The following is a 14206-nucleotide window of genomic DNA, read 5'->3' on the forward strand; positions in this document are numbered from 1 at the left end:
CTCCCCAGGGCCCACGGCGCGGCGGGTCCCGTCCGGGCCCGCCTCCGACTGGAGCCCCCATGAGCGAACTGCACGAACTCTCCGCCCTCACCCTTCGGGATGCGCTGGCCCGCGGGGTCGTGAGTGCCCGCGAGGTGACGGAGCACTTCCTCCGGCGCATCGATGCCCTGGACCCTGGCCTCGGCTCGTTCATCACCATCACGCACGAGGACGCCCGCCGCGCCGCCGACCACGCCGACCGGGTGCGCGCCTCCGGGGCGGCCCTCGGCCCGCTGCACGGGGTACCCCTCGCCCACAAGGACCTCACCGACGTCGTCGGAGTGAGGACCACGCTGGGCACGGCGGCCCTGGAGCACGCCGTCGCCCGGCAGGACGCCCCGCTCGCCGCCGTCCTGCGGCGCGCCGGTGCCATCAGCCTCGGCAAGACCCAGGTGCCCGAATTCGGGCTGAGCTGCTACAGCGAGAACCGCATCGCCCCGCCCGCACGGAACCCGCTCGACCGCCGGCTCAGCCCGGCCGGCTCCTCGGGCGGCAGCGCGGCCGCCGTGGCGGCCCGGATGATCCCGTTCGCGCCCGGGACCGACGGCGGCGGCTCCATCCGCATCCCTGCCGCCGCGACAGGCCTGGTGGGACTCAAGCCCAACCGCGGGCGCGTCCCGTCAGGATCGGGGCAGGCCGATCTCGGCCAGTTCGTGGTCGCCGGCCCGCTCGCCCACTCCGCCGCCGACGCCGGGCTGCTGCTCGACGCCCTGGTGCGGGAACCGAACTACCGGCCCACGAGTGCGGCCTCGCGGTATCCCGGCTCCTTCACCGACGCGGCCCTGCGGGCCGAGGGGCGCTTCCGCATCGGCGTCAGCACGGCCTCGCCCTTCTCCGGGGCGATGGACATCGGACTGGACAGCGCCGCGACCGACGCGTTCTCCGCCGGGATCCAGGTCCTGCAGCGGGCAGGGCACGACGTCGTCGATGCGGACCTCCGGTACGACCGCCGGTACCACGACGCCTTCCAACTCGTCTGGACCGCCGGCCTGGCGACCGCGCCGATCCCGGACGATCGCGAGGACCGCCTGACGGAGATCACCCGGGTCCTGCGCCGTCGCGCCCTGGGACGCACGGCTGCGCAGCTCGCGGGCGCCGTCGACGTGCTCCGGCAGTTCGAGCAGGACACGATCGAGCAGTATTCGCACTACGACATGGTCCTGACGCCGGCAGTAGCCATGACGCCCCGCCCGATCGGCTGGTACACGGATGCCGACGGGGACACCGACTACCTCCGGCAGTGCCAGTACTCGCCCTACACGTCGATGGTGAACGTCTGCGGGCTACCCGCAGTGACCGTCCCCACGCTGCGCCTCCCGGACGGGCTGTCGATGAGCGTGCAGCTCATCGGACGGCCCGGCGAGGAAGCGCAGCTGCTCGCCGTCACTGCACAGATCGAGGCCCTCCGGCAGGACGGCTCCGAATTCACATCGCCCGTGCCCGGTGGCACCATGGAGTGAATGAGCACAACCCAGCGGACCGCCGGTACCGGCGCGAAGACGTTCCTCGGCCACCCCCGCATGCTGGCCAACCTCTTCAGCGTCGAACTGTGGGAACGGTTCTCGTTCTACGGCATGCAGGCACTGCTCCTCTACTACATGACGTACTCCCTCGCCGAGGGCGGCCTGGGCTTCGACTCGGGCACCGCGGCAGGGCTCGTGGGTGCGTACGGCGGAGGCGTCTACCTCTCCACGATCCTCGGGGCCTGGCTCGCGGACCGCGTGCTCGGATCCGAACGGGTGCTGTTCTCCTCCGCGATCATCATCATGTGCGGGCACATCGCCCTCGCCCTGCTGCCGGGCGTGCTGGGCCTCACGGTCGGACTCGTCCTCGTGGGCGTCGGCTCGGGCGGACTGAAGGCCAACGCCTCGTCTCTCGTGGGCACGCTCTACGCGCAGGGCGACGAGCGCCGCGACGCCGGCTTCTCGATCTTCTACATGGGCATCAACATCGGCGCCCTCGTGGGCCCCCTTCTCACCAACCTCGCCTGGGACGCCTACGGGTTCCACGTCGGCTTCGGGCTGGCCGCCGTCGGCATGGCCGCAGGGCTCGTCCAGTACGCGGTGGCCCGCAAGAACCTGCCGGCAGCCGCGCACGAGGTCGAGAATCCCCTCCCCCGCGCCGAGTACCGGCGCTGGATCGTCATCGCCGCCGCCGTGGTCGTGCTGCTCGGTGTGGTCCTGGCCACGGGCCTGCTCACTGCGGGCAACCTCGCCGACGTCATGGCGTACACCGCGATCGCAGCGACCATCGCCTACTTCGCCGTCATCCTCTCGAGCAGCAGGGTCTCCCACGTGGAACGGCGCCGGGTCTACTCCTTCATGCCCCTCTTCCTGGCGAGCGCGGCCTTCTGGTCCCTGTTCCAGCAGCAGTTCACCGTGGTGGCACTGTACTCGGAGAGCCGCCTGGACCGCGACATCTTCGGCTGGGAGATGCCCCCGGGCATGGTGCAGTCCATCAATCCCGTCTTCATCATCATCTTCGCCGGGATCTTCGCGGCCCTCTGGACCCGGCTCGGCAGCCGCCAGCCGTCATCGCCCCTGAAGTTCGCCGTCGGCCTGATCATCATGGGCCTCGCGTTCCTCGCGTTCATTCCCTTCGCCGGCGGCGGACCCAACAGCACCCCGCTGATCGGGCTGGCAGCGATCCTGCTGCTGTTCACCTGGGCGGAGCTCTTCATCTCGCCCATCGGCCTGTCCGTGACCACCAAACTGGCGCCGGAGGCCTTCCGCACGCAGATGCTGGCCCTGTTCTTCCTGTCCATCTCCCTCGGCACCACGGTGTCGGGCCTCCTGGCCGGCTTCTACTCGGAGGAGGCCGAGGTCCCGTACTTCGCCTTCAGCGGGGTCACCGCGATCATCCTCGGAGGTGCCCTCCTCGCCGGCGCCCCGGCCATCCGCAGGGCCATGAGCGGCGTGCGCTAGGCATCTCCCCCGTCAGCGACAGGGCCGCCCCCACGCGCGGGCGGCCCTATTGCGTGCGCGGCGCCCATCGCACAGACTTCTACCCACCGGTAACTTCCGCGCCGGCGCTGCAGCACCGTGTCGAAGGATCACAGGAGATCACGTGTCGAACCTCGCCAACAACCTCGTGGCCACCGCAACGAGGAGTCCCTCGGCCGTGGCCATCAAGCTCGACGACGTCGAGGTCACCTTCGGGGTGCTCGAGGTGCTCAGCCAGAAGGTAGCCACCCTCCTCGCGGAGCAGGGCGTCCAGCGGGGTGACCGGGTGGCCCTGATCATGCCGAATATCCCCCAGATGGCATTCATCTACTACGCGGTCCTGCGAGCCGGGGCCGTCGTCGTCCCGCTCAATCCCCTCCTCAAGGGCCGGGAGGTCGCCTACCACCTGACCAACTCGGGCGCGCGGCTCGTCTTCGCCTGGGAGGGCATTCTCGGCGAGGCCCGGTCAGGAGCCGAGGCGTCCGGTGCCGAGACCGGGAACGACGTCGTCGTTCTCACGGTGGACAGCGAGGCCTTCCTGCAGCGTGTGGCCTCCGCCGAGCCGACGCCGGCCGTCGTCGACCTCGACGGCGAGGACACCGCCGTCGTGCTGTACACCTCGGGCACGACCGGCCGGCCCAAGGGGGCCACGCTCTCCCACGCCAACCTCGCCCGCAACACGGAGATCTCCCGCGACCTGATGGGCACCTCCGAGGGCGACGTGCTCTTCGGCGGGCTGCCGTTCTTCCACATCTTCGGGCAGACCTGCGCCCTCAACGCCGCCGTCCTGACCGGCGCCACCGTGACGCTGCTGCCGCGCTTCGAGCCGGGCAAGGCGCTCGAGATCATCGCCCGGGACCACGTCACCATCTTCGAGGGCGTCCCGACGATGTACGTCGCGATGCTGCGCCACCCCAGCGTCGCCGGCACGGACCTCTCCTCCGTGCGCGTCGCCGTCTCCGGCGGGTCCGCGCTGCCCGTCGAGGTGCTGCACGAGTTCGAGCGGGTCTTCGAGGCGGACCTCCTGGAGGGCTACGGACTGTCGGAGACCTCGCCGATCGTGAGCTTCAACCGGGTGGGCCGGCTGCGGAAGCCCGGTTCCATCGGCACCCCCGTGGACGGCGTCGAGGTGCGCATGCTCGACCCGGAGGGCGCCGAGGTGCCGCAGGGCGAGATCGGGGAACTGGCCGTCCGCGGGCACTGCGTCATGAAGGGCTACTGGGAGAACACGGAGGCCACCGCGGCCGCCATCCCCGACGGCTGGTTCCGCACCGGGGACCTGGCCCGCGTGGACGAGGACGGCCTCATCTTCATCGTGGACCGCAAGAAGGACGTGATCCTGCGCGGCGGCTACAACGTGTACCCGCGCGAAGTCGAGGAAGTGCTGTACGAGCATCCCGCCGTGGCGGAGGCAGCGGTGATCGGCGTGCCGGACGAGCTGCACGGCGAGGAGATCGTGGCCGTCATCGGCGTCAGGGCGGAGCACGCCCCGGCCGACGGCACCGCGAGCGAGTCCCTCGCCGCCGAGATCGTCGCCTTCGCGAAGGACCGGATCGCCGCCTACAAGTACCCGCGCCGCGTGGTGCTCGTGGAGGCCCTGCCCAAGGGCCCCACCGGCAAGATCCTCAAGCGCGAGATCAAGGTCCAGCAGTACAGCTAGCGCCGCGGGACCGCACTGAACACGCCGTAGACCTGCGCGGCGGCGTCCTCCATGAGCTCCGCGGCCCCCTGGATCAGCTCGTCGAGCTCCATGGGACCGGTCGCGATGGAGAACGCCGCCGCCAGCCCGGCGCCCTGCACCTGTGCCGCCGTGAGCTGCACGCGCCCCGCGACGGCCACCACGGCGCATCCCCGAGGAGCATTCTCGACGACGGCCTGCACCACCTTGCCGCCGAGGGACTGCGCATCGAAGGATCCCTCCCCGGTCAGGACGAGGTCGGCGTCGGCCAGCGCACCCGCCAGTCCGACGGCGTCCGCCACCAGGGCGGAGCCGGGCACGATCTCCGCGCCCAGGAACGGGACGAGCACCGCGGGCAGCCCGCCGGCGGCGCCCGCACCGGCCACGTCCGTCATGTCGACGCCGGTCTGCTCGGAGACGACGCCGGCGAGGTGTGCCAGGCCCACGTCGAGGACGACGACGTCGTCCGGTGTCGCTCCCTTCTGCGGCCCGAAGACCGCCGCGGCCCCGCGCGGCCCGCACAGCGGGTTGTCGACGTCGACCGCGATGCGCCAGCGCACCTCCCGGGCGCGTGGATGGAGGTTCACCGTGTCGATGGACGCGAGGGCCGCGAGCGCGCCGCCCCCCGGTGGCAGGATGTCCCCGTCGGCGTCGAGGAAGCGGGCACCGAGAGCGGACAGGAGCCCCGCGCCGCCGTCCGTCGTCGCGGAGCCGCCGATGCACAGCAGGATCTCCTCCGCGCCGTCCTCCAGGAGCCGCGCGGCGATCTCGCCGACGCCGTAGCTCGTCGCCGTGAGCGCGTCGAGGGGGAGGTCGGCGACGAGCGGCAGGCCGTTGGCCTCCGCCGCCTCGAGAACTCCGCGCACGGGGTCCGGCTCCACGCCGTCCCGGGGAGTCCTGGGACGGACTGCGGAGATACCGTAGCGCGCCGTCCGTGCCCGGCCGACGGCGTCATGACACCGCGTGGTCCGCGGTTCGGCCCCCCAGGCGGCGAGCAGGGCATCGAGAGTTCCCTCACCGCCGTCGGCCAGCGGGGCCAGGACGACCTCGGGCGCAGAATGGCCGAGGCGCGCGGCGGCGGCGAGGACACCCGCCGACATGGCGAGGGCAGCCTCCCCGGCGGGAAGGCTGCCCTTGAGGGAATCGGGTGCAAGGACGATCTTGAGCGGGCGCTGGAACGCTGGCGTGGTCACCCGTCCACCCTAGCGGCGGGCCCGGCCGCGTTCGAGACCGCGGCGGCAGGAGTCAGGTACCGGACCCGTCGTTGTTGTCCGCCTCGAAACCGGGGGCGATCTCATCCTCGGTGCCGGGCCCGCCATAGCCGCCCGCTGTCTGCTCCTCGAGCTTGCCGGCCTCCTCCGCGCCCTGCTCCTCGGGATCGCCGGTCGGGGTCTCGTTGGACTTCTCGCTCATGGTGCTGCCTTCCGTGATGCGTGTGCCCCCTGACTGGGTGCTGATACTCAGCTTACTGATGATCGGGGTCCCGGCAACCGCCGCTTCCGGAGGCCTGCTGAGGTGGCTGGTGTAAAAGGGCGCATTCTTTGGCATGCTGGGGCCATGGCAAACCGAGCGGGCACCGTAGCCCTTCCCAGCGACCTCATCGACGTGACCAGGCTCCTCGACGCTTATTTCGAGCTCACACCGGACCTGGGAGATCCCGCGCAGCGCGTGGCCTTCGGGACCTCGGGACACCGCGGCTCCTCGCTGAAGTCCTCCTTCAACGAGGGACACATCGCGGCGATCACCCAGGCGATCGTCGAGTACCGGGCAGGGCAGGGCATCACGGGGCCGCTCTTCATGGGCAAGGACACGCACGCCCTCTCCGAACCGGCACAGAACACGGCCCTGGAGGTCCTCGCAGCCAACGGGGTGAGGGTCCTCGTCGATGCCCGCGGAGCCTACACCCCCACCCCCGCCGTCTCGCACGCCATCCTCACCTACAACGCAGCCAAGATCGAGCAGGCGGACGGGATCGTCATCACGCCGTCCCACAACCCCCCGGGCGACGGCGGCTTCAAATACAATCCCCCGCACGGCGGACCGGCCGATTCGGATGCCACCACCTGGATCGCGGACCGCGCCAACGAACTGCTCGAGGGAGGGCTCCGGGACGTCCGGCGCATGCCGATCTCGCAGGCCCGCACCGCCGAGGGCATCGGGAGCTACGACTTCCTGCAGCAGTACATCGACGACCTGCCCTCGGTCCTGAACCTGGATGCGATCCGTTCCGCGAACATCCACATCGGCGCGGACCCGATGGGTGGCGCATCGGTGGACTACTGGGGTGCCATCGGCGAGAGGCACAACCTCAACCTCACGGTGGTCAATCCGACCGTCGATCCCCAGTGGGCGTTCATGACCCTCGACTGGGACGAGAAGATCCGCATGGACTGCTCCTCGCCGTCCGCCATGGCCTCGCTGATCGGGAGGGCCACCGAGTTCGACATCGCCACGGGCAACGACGCCGACGCCGACCGCCACGGGATCGTCACGCCCGACGCCGGGCTGATGAACCCGAACCACTACCTGGCCGTCGCCATCCAGTACCTCTACGCGAACCGCCCCAACTGGCGTGCGGACGCCGTGATCGGCAAGACCCTCGTGTCGTCGTCGATCATCGACCGCGTCGCCCTCGACCTCGGCCGCGTCCTGCAGGAGGTCCCCGTGGGCTTCAAGTGGTTCGTCCCGGGCCTGCTGACCGGCGACCTGGCCTTCGGCGGCGAGGAATCCGCGGGCGCTTCCTTCCTGCGCCATGACGGCACGCCCTGGAGCACCGACAAGGACGGCATCCTGCTGGCGCTCCTGGCCTCGGAGATCACCGCCGTGACCGGGAAGACGCCGTCCCAGCACTACACCGGGCTGACCGACCGCTTCGGAGCACCCGTGTACGCGCGCATCGATGCCGCTGCCACACGGGAACAGAAGGCGGCACTGGGGAAGCTCTCGCCGTCGGACGTCACCGCCACGACCCTCGCCGGCGAGGAGATCACCGCGCGGCTGACGCAGGCGCCGGGCAACGGTGCCCCGGTCGGCGGCCTGAAGGTCACCACCGAGAACGCCTGGTTCGCGGCACGGCCCTCGGGCACCGAGGACGTCTACAAGATCTACGCCGAGTCCTTCAAGGGCGAGGAGCACCTGAGGCAGGTGCAGGCCGAGGCGAAGGCGCTGGTCGACGGCGTCATCAGCTGACCGGCGATCCTAGAGGAACCTGCGCAGCAGCCTCCTCCTGACGGGGCCGAAGGGTGGATACGCGAGGCGCAGCGTGTCCACCCGCGTGGGCTTGGAGAACACCGGCTGCACATGGCTGAAGACCTCGAAGGACTGCCGCCCGTGGTAGCTGCCGGTGCCGCTGGCGCCCACTCCGCCGAACGGCAGTCCAGGCACCGCGAGCTGGATGGTGCAGACGTTGTGGGCGATCCCGCCCGCCTGCACACGCTCGGTGAACTCGCGGAGGTGCTCCTCGCGGTCGCTGAACAGGTAGGCCGCCAGCGGGTGGGGGCGCGCGCCGATGAAGCGGATCGCTTCGGCCAGGTCCTCCACCTCGAGGATGGGCAGGAGAGGACCGAAGATCTCCTCCTGCATGAGCGCCGATGCGGGGTCCACGCCCCGCAGGACGGTCGGCTCGATGTACCGCTCCGCACGCGCGTGCCGGCCGCCGGAGACCACCGTGCCCCCGGCCATGAGGTTCAGGAGCCTGTCGAAGTGGTGCTCGCTGATGATCCGCCCGTAGTCGCCGGACATCCTCGGATCGGTGCCGTAGAAGTCCCGCACGGCATCAGCGATCGCTGCGGCCAGCACGGGAGCGGCAGCCGGCGTCGTCAGGACGTAGTCCGGCGCCACGCAGGTCTGGGCCGCGTTCATGAACTTGCCGTACGCGATCCGCCGGGCCGCCGCGCGCACATCCCCGCCCACGACGACGGCGGGTGACTTTCCGCCCAGCTCCAGCGTCACGGGGGTCAGGTGCTCTGCCGCGGCCTTCAGGACGATCCTGCCCACCCTTTCGCCGCCCGTGTAGAACACGTGGTCGAACGGCTGGGCGAGCAGCGCCGTGCTGGTGCCGGGGCCGCCCTCCACGACCGCGACCGCCGCCGGATCCAGGTACAGCGGGACCAGGCGGGTGAGTGCCCGTGAGGTCGCGGAGGCCAGTTCGCTGGGCTTCAGGACGGCAGCATTCCCCGCCGCGAGCGCCCCGACGAGTGGGGCGAGGACCAGCTGCAGCGGGTAGTTCCAGGGCCCGATGATCAGGACGACGCCGAGGGGCCGGGCCTGGGTCCAGGCACGGGCCGGCAGGAGGCCGCCGGGCACGGCGACCTTCTGCGGCGACATCCAGCGGTCGAGGTGCTTGAGCGCGTAGTCCGCTTCGGCCCGCACGACGGCCACCTCGGAGAGGAACGCCTCCGTGCGGCTCTTCCCGAGGTCCTCCTCGAGCGCATCCGTCAGCTCCTCCTCACGCTCGGTGAGCAGCCGCAGGAGTGCACGGAGCTGCTGCCGGCGCCACCCGGCGGGGCGGGTCTCCCCGGCGTCGAAGGAGCGGCGCCGGCCGGCCAGCACTGCTGCGGCGTTCATCGGTCACCCTTCCCGGTGGAGGCAGTCCCGGGGCGGCCCGTGAAGTGCTCCATCGAGCTGTAGACCCTGAACACGCGCCCGGCCACGAGGTCCCATACCGGTTGCGGCAGGAGATGACGGAGTGTTCCCGCGAGCTGCACGGTCCAGGGCAGCTGCACGCGTGCCTTGCCGGCGAGCGTTCCGCGCCATGCCTTGTCCACCACGTACTCCGGCTCCATCAGCGGTGTCATGAGCGGGCCGCGGGCGCCCTCGAACATGCCGGTCCTGATGTAGCTGGGGATGAGCGTGGTGACGGCGATGGGGTGGCCCGTGGAGGCCAGTTCCAGCCGGAGGGAATCGCTCCACCCGATCACGGCCCACTTCGACGCCGCGTACACGCTCATCCGCGGGACCGACAGTGTTCCGGAGGCCGACGCCACGTTGAGGATCCGGGCAGGAGTGCCGCGCTCCATCATCGCCGGGAGGAAGGCGCGTGCGACGTGCATCGGGCCGCCCGTATTGATGCGGAGGGTGAGGTCGATGTCCGTGAGGTGGTCGTGCTCCCAGAAGTACTTGCCGCGCACGATCCCGGCGTTGTTCACCAGGACGTCGGGCACACCGACGTCGTCGAGGACCACGCCGGCGGCCGCCCGGACCGACTCCACCGATGCCACGTCGACCACGTAGCCGTGCACCGCCGCCGGGCTCGGGGCGAGGCCGGCCACCGCCTCCTCGAGGGCGCGCGCATCCACGTCCCAGAGCACGACGGCCGCGGCACCCTCCTTCACGGCCCGTTCGGCGTACAGCCTGCCCATGCCCCTCCCTGCGCCGGTGACCAGTACGGTGCGTCCCCGAACCGTGAATACCATCGCCCTGCCCTTCCCTCGAGTCCCAGCAACGTAACATCCCGGTCACGTGCTCCGGATAGGATTTCCCGGAACCCGCGACCCTTCTGAAAGGCATACCCATGAGCGCACGAGGAATCGGCTGGACCCTCCATGGGGACGGCAGGAACGTGACCCCGGGCGGTTTCGTCGCTCCCGAGGAACGCCTCAGCTGGCCCAGGACCATCGGGATCGGCGCCCAGCACGTGGTGGCGATGTTCGGCGCCACCTTCCTCGTCCCGCTGATCACCGGCTTCCCGCCGTCGACCACGCTGCTGTTCTCCGGCATCGGGACCATCCTGTTCCTCGTCATCACCGCGGGGAAGGTGCCGAGCTACCTCGGGTCGAGCTTCGCCTTCATCGCGCCGATCGCCGCCGCCCAGTCGCAGCACGGAGCGGCCGGAGCCCTCGGTGGCATCATCATGGCCGGGGCTGCGCTGGCGCTCATCGGGTTCGTCGTCCACACCGCCGGTGCCCGCTGGATCCAGGTGGCGATGCCTCCCATCGTCACGGGTGCCATCGTCGCGCTCATCGGCCTCAACCTCGCCCCGACGGCCAAGGCGAGCTTCGAGCAGGCACCGCTCACCGCACTCGTGACCGTGATCGCGATCCTGCTGGTGACGGTGCTGTTCAAGGGCATCCTGGGGCGGCTCTCGATCCTCGTCGGAGTACTCGCCGGCTACGTCGTCGCGATGCTCCGCGGTGAGGTGGACTTCGCCGCGATCAGGAACGCGGCCTGGATCGGCCTCCCGGACTTCGCGGCGCCGGAGTTCCACCTCTCGGTCGTCGGCTTGTTCGTCCCGGTGGTCCTCGTGCTCGTCGCCGAGAACATCGGCCACGTGAAGTCGGTGGCTGCCATGACCGATCGGGACCTCGACCCGCTGACCGGCCGGGCGCTCATGGCCGACGGGCTGGCCACCATGATCGCCGGTGCCGGCGGAGGATCGGGAACCACCACCTATGCCGAGAACATCGGGGTGATGGCCGCTTCGCGTGTCTACTCGACGGCTGCCTACTGGGTGGCCGGTATCGTCGCGGTCCTGCTGAGCCTCCTCCCGAAGTTCGGGGCGCTCATCGCGACCGTCCCGCCGGGAGTGCTGGGCGGCGCAGGCGTGGTCCTCTACGGCATGATCGGCATCCTGGGCGTGCGGATCTGGGTGCAGAACCAGGTGGACTTCTCGAACCCCATCAACCTCTCCACCGCCGGCGTGGCCCTGGTGATCGGCATCGCGGACTTCACGTGGCAGATCGGTGACCTGACGTTCGCCGGCATCGCGCTCGGGACGGCCGCGGCGCTCGTCATCTTCCATGGCATGACGGCGATCGCCCGCGCCCGCGGGAGCGAGCACGTCGCCGGACCTGGGGAACTCGAGTCCAGTGACCACGGCAGCAGGCCGTCCAAGCTCGGCTGACGCACCCGCCGGGCGCCCCGATGGCACAATGAGGCCCATGTGCTGCTCCCCCGTCTCCGGCGCCCGATGAACACCCGCGAGGTCTGGGCCACGCCGGAGTGGCGCCGGCAGGCCGAGCAGTGGATCGACCTGGTGCTGGAGGGCTTCGGGGTCACGCGGACGGGACCGTCCGAGCAGCCGCGCATCCGCTTCTGGTCCACGCAGCTGACCGTCCCCACCGACCACGGCACGCTGTGGTTCAAGGAGAACAACCTCGGGCAGTTCGCCGAAGCCTCCATCCTGTCCGTGCTGGGCCAGCTCGCGCCCGACCACGTGGCGGCACCCCTGGCCATCGAACCGTCCCGCGGCTGGATGCTCACGGCCGATCATGGTGCCACGCTGGACGGTCCCGGCTCCGGCGACGCCTCCGCCTGGGCCCGCATCACGGGCGATTTCGCCGACCTGCAGCAGATCGTGGCGCCTCACGGCGAGCGTCTCTCCCAGGCCGGGCTGGTCCTCATGAATCCGGAGGTGGCCGCGAACTTCGTCGAGAACCAGTTGCTGCTCCACACGGGGCTGCCGCCCGAGCACCCGCTGTACCTGTCCGCCGAGGAGGCGGACGACGTCCTCGGGCGCCTTCCGGCCATCCACGAAGCCGTGGAGGTGCTCCGCGGCGTGGCGGTGCCGCTCTCGCTGGACCACAACGACCTGCACGCCCGGAACTGCTTCCTGCCAGGGACGAGCGCCGACCCGCTGCGGTTCTTCGATTTCGCGGACTCCTACTGGGCGCACCCCTTCAGCGCACTGCTCGTCCCCGTCACCCGGATGCGCGAACAGTGGCGGACGACGGCGGACGATCCCCGCATCGCGGCGGTGGTGGACGCCTATCTCGGACGATGGACGGCCTACGCGCCGCTGGCGGAGCTCCGGACCGCCGTCGAACCCGCCCTGCGCCTGGCGGGGGTGCACCGCTACGGGTCGTGGCTCCGCCTGCTGGTCTACGCGGACGACGATGCGATGCGCGCCTATGCACCCGCGGCCCTGCACTACCTGCGGACGCTGGCCGATCCCGTGCTGGGTGCCGGTCGGACGCCGTAGGACTCGGCAGAACTCCTCCTTGACGGCCGCCACCAAGCCGTGCAAATGTTCTACAACGATGTAGACAACGATGTAGACGGGCAGCACAGCGGCCGCCCGTTCCGCTTCCTCCGAAAGGACCACGTGATAATGACGTCACGTAGCAAGCCCTGGTCGCGCTCAGCAGGCGTCCTCGCCGTCCTGGCCCTCGCCCTCACCACTGCGATGATGCCCGCGACGGCGGAGCCGAAGGTACCGTCGTCGCCCGTGCCGCTGGCCCGGCAGTCGGCGGCCGCGAGCCCCGACGACCTCGTCGGAGGCAAGTCGGTGGTCGGCCAGACGAGCCCCATCCACGACCCGGCCCTGATCATCGACGACGACGGCACCTGGTACGTCTACTCGACAGGGCTTCTCGCCCGTGAGAACGGCGGCACCGTCCAGATCTGGTCCTCGCACGACGAAGGCACCACATGGGAGTACACGGGTACGGTGTGGGACGAGATCCCTGCCTGGATCGACGAACACTTCGCCGGCGGGACGCTCCCCGAGAACCTCTGGGCACCGGAGATCTACGAGAACGAGGGGACCTACTACCTCTACTACTCGGCCTCCCGGTTCGGCGGCAACAACTCCCTGACGGCGCTGGCGACCAATACGACGCTGGACCCGGATGATCCCGACTACGAGTGGGTGGACCAGGGCGTCGTCGTCGAATCACCGGCCACCGGCCTGGACCCGAGCAATCCGGGCAAGACCTTCAACGCCATCGATGCCGGGATCGTCGAGGACGCGGAGGGCAACCCCTACATGTCCATCGGGTCCTTCTGGTACGGCATCTTCCTGGTGCCGCTCGAGTGGCCGAGCGGCAAGCCCGTTGAGGACTGGCAGTCGCGGACCGTCAACATCGCCGACCGCTTCATCCCGGGCAACCCCATCGAGGCGCCCTACATCATGCACCGCGACGGCTACTACTACCTGTTCACCTCGTTCGACTTCTGCTGCCGCGGCGCGGATTCCACGTACAAGATCGCCGTGGGCCGCTCGGAGTCCATCACCGGCCCCTACCTGGACAAGGAAGGCCGGAACATGGTCGGCGGCGGCGGATCGATCCTCCTCGAATCCCACGGCGCGATGAACGGCGTGGGCGGCCAGTCCGTGTTCGGCGACTACCTCGCCTTCCACTACTACGACCGCTCCAACGCATACGCCCCGACCCTCGGCCTGCAGAAGATGGGCTGGGAGGACGGCTGGCCCACCGTGGACCAGCGCGTCGCACTGCCGGAGCTCCTCACCGCACCCGTATCGGCCACGGTCCGCGACGGCCACAAGGCGTCCTTCACGGCGAGCGCCACCGGTACGCCGGAGCCCGTCGCCGTCTGGGAGAGTTCGGACGACGACGGCGCCACCTGGCAGACGGCCGACGTCAGCCGGCGGGCGGAACGCGGCGATGACGGCACCTACACCTCGGTCGCCGAGGTCAAGAAGGCACAGGCGGCGGATGACGGGCGCCTGTTCCGTGCGACGTTCTCCAATCCCCACGGCTCGGTGACCACGGAACCCGTGGAACTGACCGTCGAGCCCAAGCCCGGCAAGGGCCGGAAATAGCCGACGCGGTGCCCGGAGCACGGGCGCCGCATCCAGACTCGGTGG

Annotated in this window: 11 protein-coding genes; 7 read left to right on the plus strand and 4 right to left on the minus strand. The window is 70.3% G+C overall.

All coding sequences use genetic code 11. The features are described 5' to 3' along the window. The first annotated feature begins 59 nt into the window (after positions 1 to 59). The 3 genes from AC1MFI_RS04890 (at position 60) to AC1MFI_RS04900 (ending at position 4641) form a co-directional block, all read left to right on the plus strand. Positions 60 to 1499 (plus strand): amidase, encoded by a 1440-nt coding sequence (locus AC1MFI_RS04890; protein WP_479820008.1) that lies wholly within the window; start codon positions 60 to 62, stop codon positions 1497 to 1499. Then, positions 1500 to 2963: a peptide MFS transporter gene (locus tag AC1MFI_RS04895; RefSeq protein ID WP_479820009.1), complete on the plus strand. Its 1464-nt coding sequence runs from the start codon at positions 1500 to 1502 to the stop codon at positions 2961 to 2963. 142 nt (positions 2964 to 3105) lie between these two features. Then, positions 3106 to 4641, plus strand: coding sequence for a long-chain-fatty-acid--CoA ligase (locus AC1MFI_RS04900; protein ID WP_479820010.1), 1536 nt, complete (start codon positions 3106 to 3108; stop codon positions 4639 to 4641). Here the strand turns inward: AC1MFI_RS04900 and AC1MFI_RS04905 are convergent. Then, positions 4638 to 5852 (minus strand): glycerate kinase, encoded by a 1215-nt coding sequence (locus AC1MFI_RS04905; RefSeq protein ID WP_479820011.1) that lies wholly within the window; start codon positions 5850 to 5852, stop codon positions 4638 to 4640. The two genes, AC1MFI_RS04900 and AC1MFI_RS04905, sit on opposite strands and share 4 nt — an antisense overlap. 52 nt (positions 5853 to 5904) lie before the next feature. Then, entirely contained in the window at positions 5905 to 6072 is a 168-nt protein-coding gene (locus AC1MFI_RS04910) for a hypothetical protein (protein ID WP_479820012.1), read from the minus strand. A gap of 144 nt (positions 6073 to 6216) precedes the next feature. Between AC1MFI_RS04910 and pgm the strand changes: the two genes are divergently transcribed. Next, positions 6217 to 7848 (plus strand): phosphoglucomutase (alpha-D-glucose-1,6-bisphosphate-dependent), encoded by a 1632-nt coding sequence (gene pgm, locus AC1MFI_RS04915; RefSeq protein ID WP_479820013.1) that lies wholly within the window; start codon positions 6217 to 6219, stop codon positions 7846 to 7848. Between the two features lie 9 nt (positions 7849 to 7857). Here the strand turns inward: pgm and AC1MFI_RS04920 are convergent, their stop codons facing one another. Together AC1MFI_RS04920 and AC1MFI_RS04925 are read right to left on the minus strand one after the other, a co-directional pair. Further along, positions 7858 to 9225: an aldehyde dehydrogenase family protein gene (locus AC1MFI_RS04920; RefSeq protein ID WP_479820014.1), complete on the minus strand. Its 1368-nt coding sequence runs from the start codon at positions 9223 to 9225 to the stop codon at positions 7858 to 7860. Then, positions 9222 to 10073: an SDR family NAD(P)-dependent oxidoreductase gene (locus tag AC1MFI_RS04925; protein WP_479820015.1), complete on the minus strand. Its 852-nt coding sequence runs from the start codon at positions 10071 to 10073 to the stop codon at positions 9222 to 9224. Before AC1MFI_RS04925 ends, AC1MFI_RS04920 begins: the two co-directional genes overlap by 4 nt. 98 nt (positions 10074 to 10171) lie before the next feature. Here AC1MFI_RS04925 and AC1MFI_RS04930 point away from each other — a divergent pair, with 98 nt between their 5' ends. The 3 genes from AC1MFI_RS04930 (at position 10172) to AC1MFI_RS04940 (ending at position 14161) form a co-directional block, all read left to right on the plus strand. Next, on the plus strand, positions 10172 to 11500 hold the full coding sequence (locus AC1MFI_RS04930) for a uracil-xanthine permease family protein (protein WP_479820016.1): 1329 nt from the start codon (positions 10172 to 10174) through the stop codon (positions 11498 to 11500). Between the two features lie 39 nt (positions 11501 to 11539). Continuing rightward, positions 11540 to 12577, plus strand: a complete 1038-nt coding sequence (locus AC1MFI_RS04935) for a hypothetical protein (protein WP_479820017.1) — start codon at positions 11540 to 11542, stop codon at positions 12575 to 12577. A 129-nt stretch (positions 12578 to 12706) separates the two neighbouring features. After that, entirely contained in the window at positions 12707 to 14161 is a 1455-nt protein-coding gene (locus AC1MFI_RS04940) for a glycoside hydrolase family 43 protein (RefSeq protein WP_479820018.1), read from the plus strand. Positions 14162 to 14206: the final 45 nt, after the last annotated feature.

The organism is Arthrobacter sp. BC5, from assembly GCF_056680255.1.

Excerpts from the sequence above, each read along its gene's own strand:
- AC1MFI_RS04940 (WP_479820018.1), top strand. The coding sequence starts at position 12,707 with ATGACGTCACGTAGCAAGCCCTGGTCGCGCTCAGCAGGCGTCCTCGCC.
- AC1MFI_RS04930 (WP_479820016.1), top strand. The coding sequence starts at position 10,172 with ATGAGCGCACGAGGAATCGGCTGGACCCTCCATGGGGACGGCAGGAAC.
- AC1MFI_RS04925 (WP_479820015.1), bottom strand. The coding sequence starts at position 10,073 with ATGGTATTCACGGTTCGGGGACGCACCGTACTGGTCACCGGCGCAGGG.
- AC1MFI_RS04920 (WP_479820014.1), bottom strand. The coding sequence starts at position 9,225 with ATGAACGCCGCAGCAGTGCTGGCCGGCCGGCGCCGCTCCTTCGACGCC.
- AC1MFI_RS04910 (WP_479820012.1), bottom strand. The coding sequence starts at position 6,072 with ATGAGCGAGAAGTCCAACGAGACCCCGACCGGCGATCCCGAGGAGCAG.
- pgm (WP_479820013.1), top strand. The coding sequence starts at position 6,217 with ATGGCAAACCGAGCGGGCACCGTAGCCCTTCCCAGCGACCTCATCGAC.
- AC1MFI_RS04895 (WP_479820009.1), top strand. The coding sequence starts at position 1,500 with ATGAGCACAACCCAGCGGACCGCCGGTACCGGCGCGAAGACGTTCCTC.
- AC1MFI_RS04890 (WP_479820008.1), top strand. The coding sequence starts at position 60 with ATGAGCGAACTGCACGAACTCTCCGCCCTCACCCTTCGGGATGCGCTG.